The 18,148-nt window shown below is 64.7% G+C and carries 15 protein-coding genes; 8 read left to right on the top strand and 7 right to left on the bottom strand.

All coding sequences use genetic code 11. The features are described 5' to 3' along the window. Positions 1–4 precede the first annotated feature (4 nt). Together P0R31_RS07635 and P0R31_RS07630 are read right to left on the bottom strand one after the other, a co-directional pair. A complete protein-coding gene (locus tag P0R31_RS07635) occupies positions 5–838 on the bottom strand; it encodes a hypothetical protein (RefSeq protein WP_275513529.1) in 834 nt (277 codons plus the stop codon). A gap of 91 nt (positions 839–929) precedes the next feature. Then, entirely contained in the window at positions 930–1,427 is a 498-nt protein-coding gene (locus tag P0R31_RS07630; protein ID WP_157281367.1) for a hypothetical protein, read from the bottom strand. A gap of 457 nt (positions 1,428–1,884) precedes the next feature. Here P0R31_RS07630 and P0R31_RS07625 point away from each other — a divergent pair, with 457 nt between their 5' ends. The 6 genes from P0R31_RS07625 to P0R31_RS07600 all read left to right on the top strand — a co-directional run bounded on the left by P0R31_RS07625 (position 1,885) and on the right by P0R31_RS07600 (position 8,040). Further along, positions 1,885–2,118, top strand: coding sequence for a hypothetical protein (locus tag P0R31_RS07625; protein ID WP_197946307.1), 234 nt, complete (start codon positions 1,885–1,887; stop codon positions 2,116–2,118). A gap of 189 nt (positions 2,119–2,307) precedes the next feature. Next, the gene (gene hpnC / locus P0R31_RS07620; RefSeq protein ID WP_275513528.1) at positions 2,308–3,192 is read left to right on the top strand and encodes a squalene synthase HpnC; all 885 of its coding nucleotides are present in this window, start codon (positions 2,308–2,310) and stop codon (positions 3,190–3,192) included. Continuing rightward, positions 3,182–4,021, top strand: a complete 840-nt coding sequence (gene hpnD, locus P0R31_RS07615) for a presqualene diphosphate synthase HpnD (RefSeq protein WP_275513527.1) — start codon at positions 3,182–3,184, stop codon at positions 4,019–4,021. Before hpnC ends, hpnD begins: the two co-directional genes overlap by 11 nt. Beyond that, the gene (gene hpnE, locus P0R31_RS07610; protein WP_275513526.1) at positions 4,021–5,277 is read left to right on the top strand and encodes a hydroxysqualene dehydroxylase HpnE; all 1,257 of its coding nucleotides are present in this window, start codon (positions 4,021–4,023) and stop codon (positions 5,275–5,277) included. Before hpnD ends, hpnE begins: the two co-directional genes overlap by 1 nt. A gap of 64 nt (positions 5,278–5,341) precedes the next feature. Beyond that, positions 5,342–7,294: a squalene--hopene cyclase gene (gene shc / locus P0R31_RS07605; protein WP_275513525.1), complete on the top strand. Its 1,953-nt coding sequence runs from the start codon at positions 5,342–5,344 to the stop codon at positions 7,292–7,294. After that, positions 7,291–8,040 carry a phosphorylase gene (locus tag P0R31_RS07600; protein WP_275513524.1) on the top strand — a complete coding sequence of 250 codons (750 nt, stop codon included), beginning with the start codon at positions 7,291–7,293 and terminating at the stop codon, positions 8,038–8,040. The genes shc and P0R31_RS07600 overlap by 4 nt, the downstream gene beginning before the upstream one ends. A 164-nt stretch (positions 8,041–8,204) precedes the next feature. Here the strand turns inward: P0R31_RS07600 and hpnH are convergent, their stop codons facing one another. Next, positions 8,205–9,365, bottom strand: coding sequence for an adenosyl-hopene transferase HpnH (hpnH, locus tag P0R31_RS07595; RefSeq protein WP_128262668.1), 1,161 nt, complete (start codon positions 9,363–9,365; stop codon positions 8,205–8,207). 36 nt (positions 9,366–9,401) lie between these two features. Then, the gene (gene ispH / locus P0R31_RS07590) at positions 9,402–10,328 is read right to left on the bottom strand and encodes a 4-hydroxy-3-methylbut-2-enyl diphosphate reductase (protein WP_157281381.1); all 927 of its coding nucleotides are present in this window, start codon (positions 10,326–10,328) and stop codon (positions 9,402–9,404) included. A 452-nt stretch (positions 10,329–10,780) separates the two neighbouring features. On the opposite strand from ispH, the gene P0R31_RS07585 reads away from it, so the two are divergent. Next, entirely contained in the window at positions 10,781–13,369 is a 2,589-nt protein-coding gene (locus P0R31_RS07585; RefSeq protein WP_275513523.1) for an MMPL family transporter, read from the top strand. Here P0R31_RS07585 and P0R31_RS07580 read toward each other — a convergent pair. Further along, positions 13,337–13,999, bottom strand: a complete 663-nt coding sequence (locus P0R31_RS07580) for a DUF2147 domain-containing protein (protein WP_275513522.1) — start codon at positions 13,997–13,999, stop codon at positions 13,337–13,339. The two genes, P0R31_RS07585 and P0R31_RS07580, sit on opposite strands and share 33 nt — an antisense overlap. Positions 14,000–14,140: 141 nt before the next feature. Between P0R31_RS07580 and hpnO the strand changes: the two genes are divergently transcribed. Continuing rightward, complete coding sequence (hpnO, locus tag P0R31_RS07575) at positions 14,141–15,532, top strand: aminobacteriohopanetriol synthase HpnO (RefSeq protein WP_275513521.1); 1,392 nt, start codon at positions 14,141–14,143, stop codon at positions 15,530–15,532. A gap of 38 nt (positions 15,533–15,570) precedes the next feature. Here hpnO and P0R31_RS07570 read toward each other — a convergent pair whose 3' ends face one another. Next, positions 15,571–16,452: an alpha/beta fold hydrolase gene (locus tag P0R31_RS07570; protein WP_275513520.1), complete on the bottom strand. Its 882-nt coding sequence runs from the start codon at positions 16,450–16,452 to the stop codon at positions 15,571–15,573. 12 nt (positions 16,453–16,464) lie between these two features. Beyond that, positions 16,465–18,084, bottom strand: coding sequence for a GMC family oxidoreductase (locus P0R31_RS07565; RefSeq protein ID WP_225113507.1), 1,620 nt, complete (start codon positions 18,082–18,084; stop codon positions 16,465–16,467). Between the last annotated feature and the right edge of the window lie 64 nt (positions 18,085–18,148).

Raw genomic sequence — 18,148 nt, 5'->3', positions numbered from 1 at the left:
CGGCTCACGCTTCGACGCGAACGATCCCGTAGGGATTGAACTTGAAGTCGCCCTCGGCGTAGTCCTGCTCCCGCGACAGCGCGAGCTTGCGGTCGCGCAGCGTTGCCTCGATGCCGCGCTCGGCCATTGCGTCCGCGATCTCGTCCATCAGCTTCGCTGCGTTCCGGTCGCTGCCGCGCGATCGCGCGACATAGATATCCGGCAGTCCGACGAGGTGGAAGCCGACGCTTTCGTTGTAGGTGTCGCCGGCAAGCGGACGCTTGGCGAAGGCGAGGCGGCAGGATCGGCCCATCGCTGGCGTGACGGTAAGGCCCTGGTTCGTGTTTGCGGCGGCCTTGCACTCGCGGGCCAGTTGCCGCCATCGCGTGAGTCCGTGGGCAACGCCCGCGCTTTCTCCTTTCACGGCTGTGGCGCCGGCCTCGATCATCTCCTCGACAATTCGCAAGGCGGCAGCTGAATAGGCGACCGTCTTGTGCTGCTCCATCGGCGGGCTCAGCACGTAGAGAACCGCTTTGTGATTGAGTACGGCCATTTCGTCCGCCTCGGACCACGCTTTCGGAAAGACGCGGTCCCAGCACACACCGAAAGAGCGCTCCATATGCGGATCGGGTTTGGCTTGCGAATAGGTGCGGTCGATCTCGAAGCCGAAATCGGCGATCGTCTTCGCCACCGCCTTCGGCGGATGCAGCAGGCTTTCATTCTTGCCGAGGAAGCAGAGCACGTGACGCGGCTTCACGGACGAAGGCTGCATGTTCGCTCCCTGCTGATTGCTGGCGAAGGCGCGGCTGGCCACGAAGAGCCCGGCGGCCTTCAGCAGATGTCTGCGGATCGGGTCCATCTCAGCAAATCCAGCCGGTCAGTTCGTGTCAGCAAAAAGCCCCCGGCTCGCGAGAACCGGGGGCATGTTCCTCATTGCGTGCGAAAGGCCTTCAGCCCTTCGTCATCGTGATGTTGACGCCGCGGATCTCGCCCTTGGACGAGATCTGCACCGTCTGCTTGGTGCCGTTGGTGCGCAGCGACAGGTTGGCGGCAAAGCCGTTGGCCTCGACGAAGACCTCGATCTGGCCGCCGCCGGCGGTGCCCTGGAGATTGCCGAAGATGTTGCGGCTGGACTCGCTCCAGTTGCCGGAGATGCGGTCGCCCTGGCTGGTCACGTCGCTGGTGAGGTTGAACTTGTAGCTGTCGGAGGCGCAGCTCAGCGCCTGCTTCAGGTTGAGGCCGCTGCCGGCGACCTTATAGTCCGCCTTGCAGCGAATGCGCTCGGTGGAGCCGTCGGACAGCGACACCGTGCCGGTTCCGGTCCACGCGCCGTCGAAACCGGCAAACGGTCCGGACGACTGAGCGTGGCTTGCCGATGCCGAGAAGAGCAGCGCCGCCCCGATGCCGGCCGCCTTGATTGCCAGTCCAGATCGCCCAAAGAATGTCATCTCGAATATCCCGTTTTGGAACGACGTTCGCTTCGATCGAGAACGTCTCGCCACATCGAAAGTTTAGTGCTCCGAGCAAGTCGCAGGTTCAACGCCTGGCGGCCAGAGACGGCGGTTCACGCGACCCCGCGGTGCTTCCAGGGCCGCGATTTGCTGCGTTTCGTCACGTTTCCCGCAGCCGAGGACGGGCGAAGAGATGCAGCGCGGCAACAGGTCTGCATTAAAACGCAATGCTCCCGAATTATGATGTAGTATCAATCCCTTACATCTGTCAATGAAGGCGCGGGGAAGACCTGATTCGGCGGAGGCGGCGCCAATTTGGCCGCATTTGCCAGTGCTTGTGCCTTCTCTGAGGCCGCTACAAGCGGCGACTTGCCATCAGAACCAATCCGTTCCGGCCATCCGCCCTGCGCAGTCCGGGATCGGTGCGATTCTGCCGTCAGAATGAAGGAATACAATGCGCAATCTTCTCGTCGCTCTCACCCTGCTGTCGGCCTCCCTTTCGACGGCGGCGTTCGCCCAACAAGGGCGTGGCACGGAGGCCGAGCAGAAGGCCTGCACCCGCGATGTGCAGAAGTTCTGCCGCCCCGTCATCGACCAGGGCGATTTCACCATCCTGGCCTGCCTCAAGGAGAACCGGGCCAAGATCTCGCAGGCCTGCGACCAGGTGCTGAAGAACCACAATCAATAAACTCGGCCATTGGCCTAGAAAGGCGGCCCTCGGCCGCTTTTCCGAGCCTAATCCGAAGGGGCAGCCATCGACGGACAGGATTGGTTTTGCGGCCGTATTCCCCTATATGGGGGCCGCGGCGGCGTCGCCGGCGTGAGCCCGCCCGAGCGAAAAGCCCTTCCTGTCCAAACGATTGTAAACCAGCCCTCGATGACCTCTGCGAGCGAATTGCGATCCGGCAAGGGTGACCGCGACGAGAATTTTCCCGTCGCGTCCTGGATCATTCATCCGCGTCATCGCGCCCTGATCCTGGCCTATTACAATTTCGTCCGCACAGCCGACGACATCGCCGACCACGCGACGCTACCCGCCGACCAGAAGCTCGCTTATCTCGATCTGCTCGAGGCGGAACTGCTCGGCAAGGGTGACACCCAGCCTGAGGCTGTCAGCTTGCGCCGCGCGCTGGCCGAGCGCGGTATGGCGCCGCGTCATGCGCTCGACGTGCTGATCGCCTTCCGCATGGACGTGACCAAGCTGCGCTACGAGACCTGGGACGAGGTCATCCACTATTGCCGCTACTCGGCGATGCCGGTCGGCCGCTTCATGCTCGACGTTCACGGCGAGAGCACCTCGACATGGGCCGCCTCGGACGCGCTCTGCGCGGGCCTTCAGATCAACAATCACCTGCAGGATTGCGGCAAGGATTATCGCGAGCTCAACCGCGTCTATCTGCCGCGCGATGCGCTGGCAGCACACGGCGCCTCCGTCGAGCAGCTCGGCCTCGCGCAGTCGCCGCCGGCGATGCTGGCTTGCCTGCAGTCGCTCGCCGCACGCAACGAGGCGCTGCTCGAGGAGGGCAGGTCGCTCGCAGCCGAGATCCGGGATTTCCGTCTCGGCGTCGATGTCTCCGTCATCCAGGCCTATGCCGACCGCATCGTGCGCCTGCTCAAGGTACGCGATCCGTTGCGGGAGCGCGTGCATCTGAACAAATTCGAGCTGCTCGCCTTCAGCCTCGCCGGGATCATCGGCGAAGTCGGCCGCCGTGCGATCCGTCGCAAGGCCATTTCCAGACCGGGGACTGCCCATGACGCTTGAGGCGACCACGCCCGGCGCCAATTACGGCTCGACCGCATCCGGCAGCTCGTTCTATGCCGCGATGCGCATCCTGCCGCGTGATCAGCGCGAAGCGATGTTTCAGATCTACAGCTTCTGCCGCCAGGTCGACGACATCGCCGATTCCGACGGCCCGCGCGACCAGCGGCTCGCAGCACTTCAGGAATGGCGCAACGACATCGACGCGCTCTATCAGGGCCATCCGCCGCCGCGGCTGAAGGACTACGTCGCCTCGGTGAAGACCTTCGGGCTCAAGCGCGAGGATTTCCTCGCCATCGTCGACGGCATGGAGATGGACGTGCCGCAGGACATCCGTGCGCCCGACATGGCGACGCTGGATCTGTATTGCGACCGTGTCGCCAGCGCCGTGGGACGGCTGTCGGTGCGCGTGTTCGGCATGCCCGAGGAAGACGGCATCCTGCTCGCGCACCATCTCGGCCGCGCGCTGCAGCTCACCAACATCCTGCGCGACATCGACGAGGACGCCGGCCTTGGCCGGCTCTATCTGCCGCGCGAGGCGCTTCTGCATGCCGGCATCACCTCTGATGATCCGAACCGAGTGATCGCCGAGCGCGCGCTGCCGAAGGTCTGCATGCCGCTGGCGCAGCGCGCCAAGGTGCATTTCGAGAAGTCGGACGAGATCATGAACCGCAACAGGCGCCGCGCCGTGCGCGCGCCGCGGATCATGTCGAAATACTACCATTCCATTCTGGACCTCCTGATCGCGCGCGGCTTCACCGCGCCGCGCGAGCCGGTGCGTGTGTCGAAGATCACGCGCATCCTGATCCTGCTCCGTTACGCTTTCATCTGATGCAAAACACAGCTCACATCATCGGCGCTGGAATTTCCGGCCTCTCCGCCGCCGTGCGGCTCGCCAATGCCGGCTTCAAGGTCGCCGTGCACGAGGCGACGCACCAGGCCGGCGGCCGCTGCCGGTCCTATTTCGACGGCGCCACCAATCTCACCATCGACAACGGCAATCATCTGCTGCTGTCGGGCAACAGCCATGCGCGCGCCTATGCGCGTGCGATCGGCACCGAGGCGGGCCTGGTCGGCCCCGAGCGGGCGCAATTTCCGTTCGTCGATATCAAGACCGGGCAGCGCTGGGAGATCGATCTCGGCGACGGCCGGTGGCCGACCTGGGTGCTCGACGAAAGCCGCCGCGTGCCCGACACCGGCCTTTCCGATTATCTCAAGCTGGCGCCTCTGATCTGGGCGTCGGAGGAGACGCTGGTCGGCAAGTCGATTCCGACCGAAGGCATCCTCTATCAGCGCCTGGTGCAGCCGCTGCTGCTGGCCGCTCTCAACGTCGATCCGCCCGAGGGCTCGGCCGGGCTCGCCGGCGCGATCGTGCGCGAGACGCTGCTTGCGGGCGGGCAGGCCTGCCGTCCGCTGATTGCGCGCGACGGACTCAGCGCGGTTCTGATCGAGCCCGCCGTGAAGTTTCTGCAGGAGCGTGGCCACACCGTTCAGCTCGGCCATGAGCTGCGCTCGTTCGTCAGCACGGACGGCAAGGTGACCGCGCTGAATTTCGGCGGCGAGGATTTGATCCAGCTCGGCGCGGGCGATGTCGTCGTGATGGCGGTGCCGCCGCGCGCGGCAGCTAACCTGCTGCCGGGGCTGAAGACGCCGACCGAATTCCGCGCCATTGTGAACGCGCATTTCCGCTTTGAGCCGCCGCCGGGCTCGGCGCCCATCCTCGGCGTGATCGGCGGCGTGGTGGAATGGCTGTTCGCGTTCCCGAACCGGCTCTCGGTGACCATCAGCAATGGCGACCGCCTGGTCGACATGCCGCGCGAGGAACTGGCGCAGACGATCTGGAACGAGGTCTGCCAGGCGGGAGGTGTATCCGGTGAGCTGCCTCCTTGGCAGATCGTGCGCGAGCGCCGCGCCACATTTGCGGCGACGCCGGCCCAGAACGCCCTGCGTCCCGGGCCGGTCACTGCGCTGAAAAACCTGTTCCTCGCCGGCGACTGGACTGCTACGGGATTGCCAGCAACCATCGAGGGATCGGTCCGGTCGGGTGACCGCGCCGCCGATCTGGTTCTGGCCGCCAAAGGATCCTGAAAGGCGGCCTGGCGGGCAAATGTCCCGGTCAACTTTCAATCGACTATCGGAGCAATCGAGCGACATGGATTCCGTGACCGCGACCAGCCGCGAAGCTTTGGAATCGAGCATTGCGTCGGCCACCCAGGGCATCCTCGGCTTCCAGCAATCCGACGGCCATTGGGTGTTCGAGCTCGAGGCCGATTGCACAATTCCGGCCGAGTACGTTCTGCTGCGCCACTATCTCGCCGAGCCCGTCGACACCGTGCTCGAAGCCAAGATCGGCAACTATCTGCGCCGCATCCAGGGCGCCCATGGCGGCTGGCCGCTGGTGCATGACGGCGAGTTCGACATGAGCGCCAGCGTGAAGGCGTACTTCGCGCTGAAGATGATCGGCGACTCCATCGACGCGCCGCATATGGTGCGGGCGCGCGAGGCAATCCATGCCCGCGGCGGCGCGATCAACAGCAACGTCTTCACCCGCTTCCTTCTCGCAACCTTCGGTGTCGTGACCTGGCGCGCGGTGCCGGTGCTGCCGATCGAGATCGTGCTGCTGCCGTTCTGGTCGCCGTTCCACCTCAACAAGATCTCCTATTGGGCGCGCACGACGATGGTGCCGCTGATGGTGATCGCCGCGCTGAAGCCGCGCGCAAGGAATCCGAAAGGCGTCGGCATCGACGAATTGTTCCTGCAGGACCCGCGCTCGATCGGCATGACCGCCAAGGCGCCGCACCAGAGCATGGCCTGGTTTCTGTTGTTTCGTTCGCTCGATGCGATCCTGCGCGTGATCGAGCCGCTGTTTCCGAAGAGTCTGCGCAAGCGCGCGATCGACGCTGCGCTCGCCTTCACCGAGGAACGGCTCAACGGCGAGGACGGCATGGGCGCGATCTACCCGCCCATGGCCAACATCGTCATGATGTACGACGCCCTCGGCAAGGACGAGAACTTCCCGCCACGCGCGATCACGCGCCGGGGCATCGACAAGTTGCTCGTCATCAGGGACGACGAAGCCTATTGCCAGCCCTGCGTCTCTCCGGTGTGGGACACGACGCTCACCGCGCATGCGCTGCTGGAGGCCGGCGGTGACAAGGCGGTGCCGGCCGCCAAGCAGGGCCTCGACTGGCTGATCCCGAGACAGGAGCTCGAGGTGAAGGGCGACTGGGCGGTGAAGCGGCCCGACGTGCGCCCGGGCGGCTGGGCCTTCCAATACAACAATGCCCATTACCCCGATCTCGACGACACCGCCGTCGTGGTGATGTCGATGGACCGCATGCGTCGGGAGCACGGTGCGGCCGGCTATGACGACGCGATCGCCCGCGGCCGGGAGTGGATCGAGGGCATGCAGAGCGACGACGGTGGCTGGGCCGCCTTCGACGTCAACAACCTCGAATATTACCTCAACAACATCCCGTTCTCGGACCATGGCGCGCTACTCGATCCGCCGACTGAGGACGTCACGGCGCGATGCATCTCGATGCTGGCCCAGCTCGGTGAGACCGCCAAGACCAGCAAGCAGGTGGCCGCCGGGGTCGCCTATTTGCGGAAGACCCAGCACCCGGAAGGGTCCTGGTACGGCCGCTGGGGTATGAACTTCATCTATGGAACCTGGTCAGTGCTGTGCGCCCTCAACATGGCCGGCGTCGACCACAAGGACCCCATGATCCGCAAGGCGGCGGCCTGGCTGACCTCCATCCAGAACGACGACGGCGGCTGGGGCGAGGACGCCGTCAGCTACCGGCTCGACTACAAGGGCTGGGAGGCCGCCCCCTCGACCGCCTCGCAAACGGCATGGGCCTTGCTTGCCCTGATGGCGGCAGGCGAGGTTGATCACCCGGCCGTCGCCCGCGGGGTGGAGTACCTGATTGCAACACAAGACAAAAAAGGACTGTGGGACGAGCAGCGGTACACCGCCACAGGCTTCCCCCGCGTGTTCTATCTACGTTATCATGGTTACCCAAAGTTCTTTCCGCTGTGGGCGTTGGCGCGGTATCGGAACTTGCGGAACACCAACAGCAGGGTGGTAGGGGTCGGAATGTGACTTTGGGGACGGGGGACTATATTACCGCGGGTCAGGCCATCGACCCGCGGCCGATACTGATCGTGACCGGATTGGTTCAGGAGGCCCGCATCGCGGCGGGGCCCGGAATGGCGGTCATCTGTTCATCCAGCAGCCCGACCCAGTTGCGGGCGCTTCTGACGGTGGTGGATCCTGAGACGATTCGCGGCGTGATCTCGTTCGGCGTGGCCGGCGGGCTCGACCCGAGCTTGCGCTCCGGCGACGTCGTGCTGGCGACCGAGGTGCTCTCCGGCGACACCCGCTGGGCCGCCGGCCTGTCGCTTGGCGACGAGCTGATCGAGCGCCTGACCTCCGGCCGCCGCCGCGTGGTGCGCGGCAGCCTCGCCGGTGCCGAGGAAGTGGTCACGAAGCGCGCCTGCAAGGCGGCCCTGCACTCCGAGACGGGGGCCGCCGCGGTCGACATGGAAAGCCACATCGCCGCGGCCTACGCCGCCGAGGCCGGGCTGCCCTTCGCCGCGGTCCGCGTCATCAGCGACCCCGCCCACCGCGCGCTGCCGGCGCTTGCCCGCGCCGCGATCAAGCCGAACGGCCAGATCGACCTCGGAGCCGTGCTGCGCGGCATCGTGCGCAATCCGGCAACGCTGCATGCCCTGGTCTCGACCGGCATCGACTTCAACCGCGCGCTGCGGAGCTTGCGCGGCTGCCGGGATTATTTGATCGGAACGGAGTTCGTCGAGAGCGAGGAACTGGTGTCGAAGGCGGCGTGAGCGGGGGCTTCGATCTGAGAATAAAGAAACGGCCCGGTCGCCATTGGCGTCCGGGCCTTTTGTTTCGACGTTCGTAGCCCGGATGGAGCGAAGCGTAATCCGGGGCCTCGGAGAGACCATCCCGGACTTCGCTTGCGCTCCATCCGGGCTGCGGGCTCTGCGCTTTACGCCGCCGTCGACGCCTTCTGCGCTGCTTTCGCCTGGGCAGCCGCAGCTTCGTCCTTGCGGATCTCCGAAAGCTTCTTCTGGACCTGCTCGGAGAAGATGTACTGCGCCGGGCGCTGCTTGGAGAGGTCGATCTCCGGCGCCATCGGGCCGCTCGTCCGCACGCCGCGCAGCGCCACCCACATCGCCTTCAGCGGGTTGTTGAGCGCTGCGGTCGCAGCCGTGGGCTCGTAGCCGCAATGGGCCATGCAGTCGGCACACTTCTCGTACTTGCCGGTGCCGTAGGAATCCCAGTCGGTGGTCTCCATCAGCTCCTTGAAGGTCTTCGCGTAGCCTTCACCGAGCAGGTAGCAGGGCTTCTGCCAGCCGAAGATGTTGCGCGCGGGCATGCCCCACGGGGTGCATTCGTATTCCTGGTTGCCGGCGAGGAAGTCCAGGAACAGGCCGGAATGCATGAAATTCCACTTCTTGCCCTTGCCCATCGCAAAGACGTCGCGGAACAGCTTCTTGGTCTTGGTGCGGTTGAGGAAGTGCTCCTGGTCCGGCGCGCGCTCATAGGCGTAGCCCGGGGACATCGAGACGCCGACACCGAGCTCGGTGGTGAGGTCGAGGAATTTGGCGATCTCCTCGGCCGGGTGCCCATCGAAGATGGTGGCGTTGACGTTGACGGTGAAGCCGCGCGCCTTGGCCGCCTTGATCGCCGACACGGCGCGGTCGAACACGCCCTTCTGCGAGACCGCCTTGTCGTGGTGGTCGCGCAGGCCATCGAGATGCACCGAGAAGAACAGATAGGGCGAGGGCTCGAACAGATCGAGCTTCTTCTCCAGCAGCAGCGCGTTGGTGCAGAGCGAGACGAACTTCTTGCGCTCAACGAGGCCGCGCACGATCTCGCCGATCTCCTTGTGGATCAGCGGCTCGCCGCCGGGAATGGCGACCATCGGCGCGCCGCACTCGTCGGCCGCGTCCCAGCACTCCTGCGCCGTCATGCGGCGGTTGAGGATCGCATCGGGATAATCGATCTTGCCGCAGCCGACGCAGGCGAGGTTGCAGCGGAACAGCGGCTCCAGCATCAGCACGAGCGGATAGCGCTTGCGGCCAAGCAGTTTCTGCTTGAGCAAATAGCCGCCGATACGCATTTCCTTGAAGAACGGGATAGCCATTACAGGTTTCTTTCTGGGCTTTTCAATTCGGGTGGGTCAGCTCGCGGCCAGTTGGGCCGGAAGCCGGAATTCGATGTTTTCCTCGCGGCCCGGCAACACCGAGACCTTCACCGGTCCGATCCGCCGCATCGCTTCGATCACGTCATCCACGAGTACCTCGGGCGCCGAAGCGCCGGCCGTGACGCCGACGGTCCTGGCATCCTTCAACCACTCCGGATTGAGCTCGCTGCCGTCGGCAATCAAATAACTCGCGACGCCGGCCTCAGTGCCGATTTCGCGGAGCCGGTTCGAGTTCGAGCTGTTGGCAGCGCCCACCACCAAGATCACGTCGACCAGCTTGCTCAAGTCCCTTACCGCAGATTGGCGGTTCTGTGTCGCATAGCAGATATCCCGGATATCCGGACCTTGAATGTCTGTAAAGCGGGCCTGAAGGGCCGCGATGATGTCCTTGGTGTCGTCGACCGACAGGGTGGTCTGGGTGATGTAGGCCACTGGCGTATCCGCCGGCAGGGTCAGTGCCTTAACCTCTTCAACGCTCTGGACAAGCTGCACCGGCCCCGGGACCTGGCCCATCGTGCCCTCGACCTCGGGATGGCCGGCATGGCCGATCAGGATCAGGGTGCGGCCCTTGCCGATGTAGCGCTTCCCCTGATTGTGAACTTTCGTGACCAGCGGGCAGGTGGCATTGAGCACCGGAAGGTCCCGCGCGGCGGCCTCTTCCTCGACGCTGCGGGCGACGCCATGGGCGCTGAACACCGTCACCGCCTTTGGCGGTACCTCGGAGAGTTCCTCGACGAAGATGGCGCCTTTGGCCTTCAGGCTCTCGACGACGTATTTGTTGTGCACGATCTCATGGCGCACGTAGACGGGCGGGCCGTACTTCTCCAGCGCCCGCTCCACGATCTCGATTGCTCGCACCACCCCCGCGCAGAAGCCGCGCGGTTGCGCCAGATAAACTTCCATTGGACGCCCATCACGCAAGTTGCACCAATCCGCTCTTTGCAGTCCCCAAGCGGCACTCCGATACTGACCAATGAGTTGCAATATCCGCACCATTGGTTCGCACCTGCGGTAGCCACCCACCCTGTGGACGGCTCCGGCGCATGGAGGCGCAATACTTTGTGTCAAAAAATCGGCGATAGGGGAAGGTGGAACCGCTGAGGGGGCGTCTATGAGGTATTTTAGTAGGGATTGTGGTGCCTGCGTGCGCGACATTCCTGCATAGTCCTTCGTCACGTTCCCGCCTCAACTCCCTGGCTATACCGGCCGCCCCGCATGATTTTGCCACGGTCTCCCGCCGTTTACCTCGAACCTTCTGGCGGCGAGAACCACCCAAAACAGCAATAGGTTTCGGCCGGGAACTCCGATAAACAGCGGGCGTTTCCGGCAAGCTGTTAACCGCAGAAAGAAAAGAAGTGCTGCAAAGCGTCGTCGTTGCCATCGTCAGGGCCTGCACCCGGTTTGCCTCCCTCGTTGTCGTTCTCGGGCTGCTGCTCTCGGTGGCCGCGGGCTATTACGCCGCTCGCCACTTCGCCATCAACACCGATATCAACTCGCTGATTGCCCAGAATCTGGACTGGCGGCAGCGTGACCAGCAATTCGACAAGGCGTTCGATCAGAACGAAATGATCCTCGCTGTGGTCGAGGCCAGGACGCCGGAAATGACGAGCGCCGCGGCAGACGCGCTCTATGCCAGGCTGAAGGACGACAGGACCAACTTCCACTCGATGCAGCAGCTCGGCAGCGGCGCGTTCTTCGAGCGGAACGGCCTGTTGTTCCTGCCGACCGAGGAGGTCGGCAAGATCACCGGCCAGTTCGAAGCCGCCGCGCCGCTGATCGAGATCATGGCCGGCGATCCCTCGATCCGCGGCCTGACCGGGGCGCTGGAGACGGGTCTTGCCGGCGTCAAGCGCGGCCAGGTCAAGCTCGAAAACACCGAGCGGCCCTTCAACCTGATCGCGCAGACGGTCGAGACCGTGCTCAACAAGGGCAACGCCAGCTTCTCCTGGCGCGAGCTCGTCAGCGACGAGCCGCTCAAGGATTCCGACAAGCGCACCTTCATCGAGTTCAAGCCGATTCTCGACTACAACGCGCTGGAGCCCGGCAAGGATGCGACCGACGCAATCCGGAAAGCGGCGGCGGATCTGGATTTTGCCGGCAAATACCAGGCGCGGGTGCGGCTGACCGGCCCTGTGCCGATAGCCAACGAGGAATACGCGACCGTTCAGGAGGGGGCGGTCGTCAACGCCGTCGGCACCATTCTCGTCGTGCTGGTCATCCTGTGGCTCGCGCTGCATTCGTCGAAGATCATCTTCGCGGTGTTCGTCAATCTGTTCGTCGGTCTGGCGCTCACGACAGCGGCCGGCCTGATGATGGTCGGATCGTTCAACCTGCTGTCGATTGCGTTCGCGGTGCTGTTTGTCGGCTTAGGGGTCGATTTCGGCATCCAGTACAGCGTCCGCTACCGCTCGGAGCGCTACAAGCACAACGATCTCGCGGGCGCGCTGGTGCTGGCAGCCAAGCGCTCGGCGGTGCCGCTGTCGCTGGCGGCGATGGCGACGGCCGCGGGCTTCCTCTGCTTCATGCCGACCGACTACAAGGGCATCGCAGAGCTCGGCCAGATCGCCGGCGTCGGCATGCTGGTGGCGTTCATCTCGTCGATCACCGTTCTGCCGGCGCTGCTCAAGCTTCTGAACCCGCCCGGCGAGCCGGAGCCGGTCGGCTACGCCTTCCTGGCGCCGCTCGATCACTTCCTGGAAAAGCATCGGGTGCTGATCGTCGGCGGCACGCTGCTGCTCGCGCTCGGCGGCCTGCCGCTGCTCTACTTCATGAAGTTCGACTTCAACCCGATGAACCTGCGCAATCCGCACGCCGAGTCGATCGCCACCTTCCTCGATCTGCGCAAGGACCCCAATACTGGCGCCAATGCCATCAACGTGATGACCACGTCCGAGGAACAGGCAAAGCAGGTCGAGGCGAAGCTGGAGAAGGTGCCCGAGGTGCTCAGGGTGATGTCGCTCGACAGCTTCGTGCCGCAGGACCAGCCGCCGAAGCTGAAGCTCATCGCGCAGGGCGCCAAGGTGCTGAATCCGGCGCTCAACCCCGATCAGATCGACGCGGCGCCGACGGACCAGGAGAATGTCGAATCGCTGAAATCTTCGGTCGACAATCTGCGCCGGACCGCGGGCGACGCGAAGGGCCCGGGCGCTGTTGCCTCGCGCCGTCTTGCCGACGCGCTCGAGAGGCTCGCCAACGGCGACGAGGCCACGCGCAACAACGCGCAGGACGTGTTCGTCGCGCCACTGAAGATCGTGTTCGACCAGCTCAGGAACGCGATGCAGGCAGGTCCCGTCACCCTGAGCTCGCTGCCGCCCGATCTCGTCAGCGCCTGGAAGAGCAAGGACGGCATCATTCGGGTCGAGGCGCTGCCCAAGGGTGATCCCAACGACAACGATACGCTGCGCAGATTCGCGGCGGCGGTGCTCCAGGCCGAGCCGACTGCGATCGGCGGGCCGGTCTCGATCCTGAAATCCGGCGACACCGTGGTGAAGGCGTTCATCCACGCCGGCATCTATGCGCTGCTGGTGATCGGGCTCCTGCTGTGGATCACGCTTCGCCGCTTCGTCGACGTGCTGATGACACTGGTGCCGCTGCTGGTTGCCGGCGCGGTGACGCTCGAGATCTGCGTGTTGATCGGCCTGCCGCTCAACTTCGCCAACATCGTCGCGCTTCCGCTGCTGCTCGGCGTCGGCGTCGCCTTCAAGATCTATTATGTCGTGGCCTGGCGCTCGGGCAGGACGAACCTGCTCCAGACCAGCCTGACGCGCGCGATCTTTTTCAGCGCGCTGACGACCGCGACCGCGTTCGGCAGCCTGTGGCTGTCGAGCCATCCCGGCACGTCCAGCATGGGCAAGCTGCTGGCACTGTCGCTGGTGACGACGCTCGCCGCCGTGCTGCTGTTCCAGCCGGCCCTAATGGGCAAACCCCGCAATCTCAGCGAGTAGGCAGATGTCGCCGACCGGGTCGGCGGCGCCCTTCTGACCGGGCTTGGCTGCGCCGGCGGCCTTGGGAGCTGCGGGCGCAGGCGTGATGGTGCCGCTCCCGGCCTGGGCTGCTTGGGCCCCTTGCCCCGCTTGCCCCCCTTGGGGCTTCGGCGCAGTGCCGCTGGATTTCGCTGCGCCCTTGGCCATGGCGTTGGCAGGGCTCGAAGGGATCGGCGGGCCGACCCGGGTCCAGGTTTCGCCGCCGCAGAGGAAGCCCATGACGCAGCCCTTGATCTCGAGCTGGTCGGGACCGGCCGGCGTGATGGTCGCGCTGTAGAGCTGGCCGTCCTTGGCGTTGTAGACCTGCCCTTCCCACTGATCGACGCCGGGCTTCTTCTTCATGTCGATCAGGGTTGCCATGCCGAGCGTCGGCCTGTTCTTTTTCGAGACGTCCGGATTGTTCTCGTCGCGTCCGCCGGGCTGCTTTTCCCAGGAAACCGCGCCCCACATGCTGCCATAGCATTGGGCGACGCGAATGTTGGCAACGCCGTCGGCGACCCGCCAGTCGCCGGTCGGATCCGCGGCGAGCGCGGGCGTCAGGCCGGCGTAACCGCCAGCCAGTATTAGTCCGGTGTAAAGGGCCAAACGCATGTGTGTTCCTTGGCAGTGCAACATGGTCTAAAGCTGTGCTTGCGAAGATGGTCCGAAAAAGGGCAAAAGGCCGCACAGACCGTTTTCAGTAACGGTCCGTTTTCAGTTGACGAGACGGCCCTCAACCGAAGTATGTAGCGGATGCACAGCCCAAATCCAGACATGTCTCAGCTATTCGCGGACCGTCAGGCCCAGCGCAGCACCCTGCATAACCGGTATCTGAACGAGCAGTTCGTCCGGGTTCTCAAGACCATCGGCTACGATGTCGGCTTTCAGAAGGGGCATGGGCAGTATCTCTACGACCGCGAGGGCGCGCGCTATCTCGACCTGTTGTCCGGCTTCGGCGTGTTTGCGATCGGGCGCAATCATCCGGTCATGCGCGAGGCGCTCAAGAGCGTGCTCGATGCCGACCTGCCCAACCTCGTCCAATTCGACGTCTCGACGCTCGCAGGTGTGCTGGCCGAGCGCCTCCTGAAATACGTTCCCTATCTCGACAAGGCGTTCTTCGCCAATTCCGGCGCCGAATGCGTCGAAGCCGCGATCAAGTTCGCGCGCGGCGCGACGGGGCGTCCCGGCATTGTCTATTGCGCGCACGGCTATCACGGGCTGACCTACGGCGCGCTGTCGCTGACCGGCGATGCCAATTTCCGCACCGGCTTCGAGCCGCTGCTGCCGGGCTGCACGCCGATCCCGTTCAACGACCTGGCCGCGCTGGAAAAGGCGCTGGCCTCGCGCGAGGTCGCCGCCTTCGTGGTCGAGCCGATCCAGGGCAAGGGCGTCAACATGCCCACCGACGAGTTCCTGCCCGGCGCGGCCGCGCTCTGCAAGAAATACGGCACACTGTTCGTCGCCGACGAGATCCAGACCGGCATGGGCCGCACCGGCCGCTTCCTCGCGGTCGAGCACTGGAACGTCGAGCCCGACATGGTGCTGCTGTCGAAGTCTCTTTCGGGCGGCCACGTGCCGGTCGGCGCCGTGCTGACCCGCAAGAGCATCTTCGACAAGATCTTCAACCAGATGGACCGCGCGGTGGTGCATGGCTCCACCTTCTCCAAGAACGACCTCGCGATGGCCGCGGGCATTGCCACGCTCGACGTCATGGAATCGGAGAAGCTGATCGATGCGGCCGCCAAGCGCGGCGCCGAGCTGCGCCTCGCGCTGACGCGCATGGTGCCGGGCTACGAGCTGCTCAAGGAAGTCCGCGGCAAGGGCCTGATGATCGGCATCGAGTTCGGCCCGCCGAAGTCGCTGCGCCTGCGGGCCTCCTGGAATGTGCTGGAGACCGCCAACAAGGGCTTGTTCTGCCAGCTCATCACCGTGCCGCTGTTCAAGGATCACAAGATCCTGACGCAAGTCGCCGGCCACGGCAGCCACACCATCAAGCTGCTGCCGCCGCTCACCATCACCGAGGAAGATTGCAGCTGGATCGAGAAGGCGTTCGACGACGTGATCGCCGGCAGCCATAAGGTCCCCGGTGCGATCTGGTCGCTCGGCAAGACGCTGGTGGACAACGCGGTGCGGCGATCGGCCTAGAGACGATCGCTCAAGCCGCCTCGGTCCGCGGCCGAAACTTATTTGCCAAACTCGAGCACGGCTTCCACCACGTGCTCCGGCATTTCCTGCGCGACGCAGTGGCCGGCATTCTCGAAAACCCACGTGGTCACGCCCGGAATCAGCGACACAGCGCGTCGCGCCATCTCCTTGTAGATTGGACCCGACTTCGCCGCTGTAGTGACGCGCACCGGACAGTCTAGCCTGGTGAGCGAGGCAAACGGATTGCCGCGGGCATCGCCAATGTAAACCTGCTCCATCGCCTCGTAGATGGGAAGCAAGATCGCGGCTTCGATTTTGGGTGTGCAGCAGAGCCGGATACGGCCGTCATCCAGGAGCGCGAAGCCGTGGCGCACATACGCCCGTAGCGAGGTTTCGGTCCAATCCGCAAACGCCGGTGCTGCGCGGTAACGTTCGAACACTACGTCGGGACTGTCGAACTCGGCGCGTCGGCGCAGCGTGCCCTGCACGCGGGCAAGCGATTCTTCGCTCAATCCTCCGGAGCGCGACGCGCGCGGGTCCATGATGGTCGGCTCCATCACGAACAGGCGTGCGAAACGACCAGGCAGGAGTTTCGCAGCGAGAAGGAGATCGGTCGCACCCGCGCTGTGACCGATTCCATAGATGTCGCGGAGATCGAGCGTATCGACCACCCGGCAGATGTCGTCAGCGTAATCAAGGAAGTGATAGGCGCCCGGTTTGTGGCTTGCGCCATGACCGCGTCGGTCGAGTGCATAGACGGTATAGGTCGAGGCAAGCTCGCGCGCGACCTCATCCCAGACGGCGGCGACGAAGCCGGTGCCGTGTGCGAGCAGGGCAGGCGGCTTGCCGCTCTCGCCCCATTGCAGGATGGCGATGTTTGCCTCAGCCGGGCCGATCGAGAAGCGGTGCGGGTCGATCATGGTGGCAAGATGCTACTTCGCATCCTCCAGGATCATGGTCGCACCCTTCTCCGCGATCATCGCGGTCGGCGTGTTGGTGTTGCCCGAGGTGATCGTCGGCATGATCGAGGCATCGACGATGCGCAGGCCGTCGAGGCCGTAGAATCGCAACCGCTCGTCCACCACTGCCATTGGATCGTTCGCCGTGCCCATCTTCGCGGTGCCGACGGGATGGAAGATGGTGGTGCCGATGTCGCCGGCGGCTTTCGCGAGGGAGGCATCGTCGTCGCCGACGGAAGGGCCGGGCAGATATTCGCTGGGGCGATATTTGGCCAGCGCTTTCTGCTGCATCAGGCGCCGCGTGGTGCGAATGGCGTCGGCGGCGACCTGGCGGTCGTCGTCGGTCGACAGGTAATTTGGCGCGATGATCGGCTTCTCGTCAGGCGTTGTCGCGCGCAACCGCACGGTGCCGCGCGAGGTCGGCTGCAGATTGCACGCGCTCACCGTGATCGCAGGGAAACGGTGCAGGGGATCGCCGAACTTGTCGAGCGAGAGCGGCTGCACGTGGAATTGGATGTTGGCGCGGGCGCGCGTCGCATCGGAGCGCGTGAAGATGCCGAGCTGCGACGGCGCCATGGTCAGCGGGCCGCGGCGGCGGAAAGCGTAGTCGAGCCCCATCAGGCCGCGGCGCAACAGATTGTAATAGGTCTCGTTCAGCGTGCGCACGCCCTCGACCTTGTAGATCGCGCGCTGCTGCAGGTGATCCTGCAGATTGCGCCCGACGCCGGGCTTGTCCATGACGATGTCGATGCCGAGCGGCGACAGCCAGTCGGCCGGTCCAATGCCGGAGCGATGCAGCACCTGCACCGAGCCGATGGAGCCTGCCGAGAGCACCACCTCGCGCTTTGCGCGCGCCTCGATGATCTCGCCGTTCTGGATGAAGCGCACGCCGACGGCGCGACCCTGCTCGATGATGAGGCGGTCGACCAGCACGTGCTTCTCGAGCCGCAGATTGGGGCGCCTCAAGGCCGGCTTGAGGAAGCCGCGCGCCGAGGACCAGCGCCGGCCGCGCTTCTGGTTGACGTGGAAATAGCTGGTGCCTTCGTTGTCGCCGGTGTTGAAATCCGGGATGCGCTTGATGCCCATCTCCTCGGCGGCGTCACCGACCGCGTCGAGAATGGCCCATGACAGCCGCGGCGCCTCGATGCGCCAGCCGCCCCCGGCGCCGTGATGCTCGCTGGCGCCGAGGAAGTGGTCCTCGAGGCGCTTGAACAACGGCAGCACGTCGTCATAGCCCCAGCCGGTCAGGCCAAGCTGGCGCCAATGATCGTAGTCGGCAGCCTGTCCGCGCATCGAGATCATGGCGTTGATCGCCGAGCAGCCGCCGATCACCTTGCCGCGCGGATAGGCCAGCGAGCGGCCGTTCAGGCCGGGCTCGGCCTCGGTCTTGAACATCCAGTCCGAACGCGGATTGCCGATGGCGAAGAGATAGCCGACCGGAATGTGGAACCAGATCCAGTTGTCGTCGCCACCAGCTTCAAGGATGAGAACGCGGTTGCCTGGGACAGCCGACAGCCGGTTGGCGACGATGCAGCCCGCGGTGCCGGCTCCGACGACAATGTAGTCAAACTCACCTTCAAGTCGCCTCGGCATTCTGCTTCTACCCGGATGGTTTCTTTGCTTTCCGTAAATAGGCAGACGCAGCCGACCGGGACAA

It is taken from the genome of Bradyrhizobium yuanmingense (assembly GCF_029167105.1).
Taxonomy (GTDB): Bacteria; Pseudomonadota; Alphaproteobacteria; order Rhizobiales; family Xanthobacteraceae; genus Bradyrhizobium; species Bradyrhizobium yuanmingense_A.
This window is presented reverse-complemented; position numbering and strand designations above follow the sequence as displayed.

Coding starts and splice junctions, on each gene's coding strand:
- P0R31_RS07635 (WP_275513529.1), bottom strand. CDS start 838: ATGGACCCGATCCGCAGACATCTGCTGAAGGCCGCCGGGCTCTTCGTG.
- P0R31_RS07630 (WP_157281367.1), bottom strand. CDS start 1,427: ATGACATTCTTTGGGCGATCTGGACTGGCAATCAAGGCGGCCGGCATC.
- P0R31_RS07625 (WP_197946307.1), top strand. CDS start 1,885: ATGCGCAATCTTCTCGTCGCTCTCACCCTGCTGTCGGCCTCCCTTTCG.
- hpnC (WP_275513528.1), top strand. CDS start 2,308: ATGACCTCTGCGAGCGAATTGCGATCCGGCAAGGGTGACCGCGACGAG.
- hpnD (WP_275513527.1), top strand. CDS start 3,182: ATGACGCTTGAGGCGACCACGCCCGGCGCCAATTACGGCTCGACCGCA.
- hpnE (WP_275513526.1), top strand. CDS start 4,021: ATGCAAAACACAGCTCACATCATCGGCGCTGGAATTTCCGGCCTCTCC.
- shc (WP_275513525.1), top strand. CDS start 5,342: ATGGATTCCGTGACCGCGACCAGCCGCGAAGCTTTGGAATCGAGCATT.
- hpnH (WP_128262668.1), bottom strand. CDS start 9,365: ATGGCTATCCCGTTCTTCAAGGAAATGCGTATCGGCGGCTATTTGCTC.
- ispH (WP_157281381.1), bottom strand. CDS start 10,328: ATGGAAGTTTATCTGGCGCAACCGCGCGGCTTCTGCGCGGGGGTGGTG.
- P0R31_RS07580 (WP_275513522.1), bottom strand. CDS start 13,999: ATGCGTTTGGCCCTTTACACCGGACTAATACTGGCTGGCGGTTACGCC.
- hpnO (WP_275513521.1), top strand. CDS start 14,141: ATGCACAGCCCAAATCCAGACATGTCTCAGCTATTCGCGGACCGTCAG.
- P0R31_RS07570 (WP_275513520.1), bottom strand. CDS start 16,452: ATGATCGACCCGCACCGCTTCTCGATCGGCCCGGCTGAGGCAAACATC.
- P0R31_RS07565 (WP_225113507.1), bottom strand. CDS start 18,084: ATGCCGAGGCGACTTGAAGGTGAGTTTGACTACATTGTCGTCGGAGCC.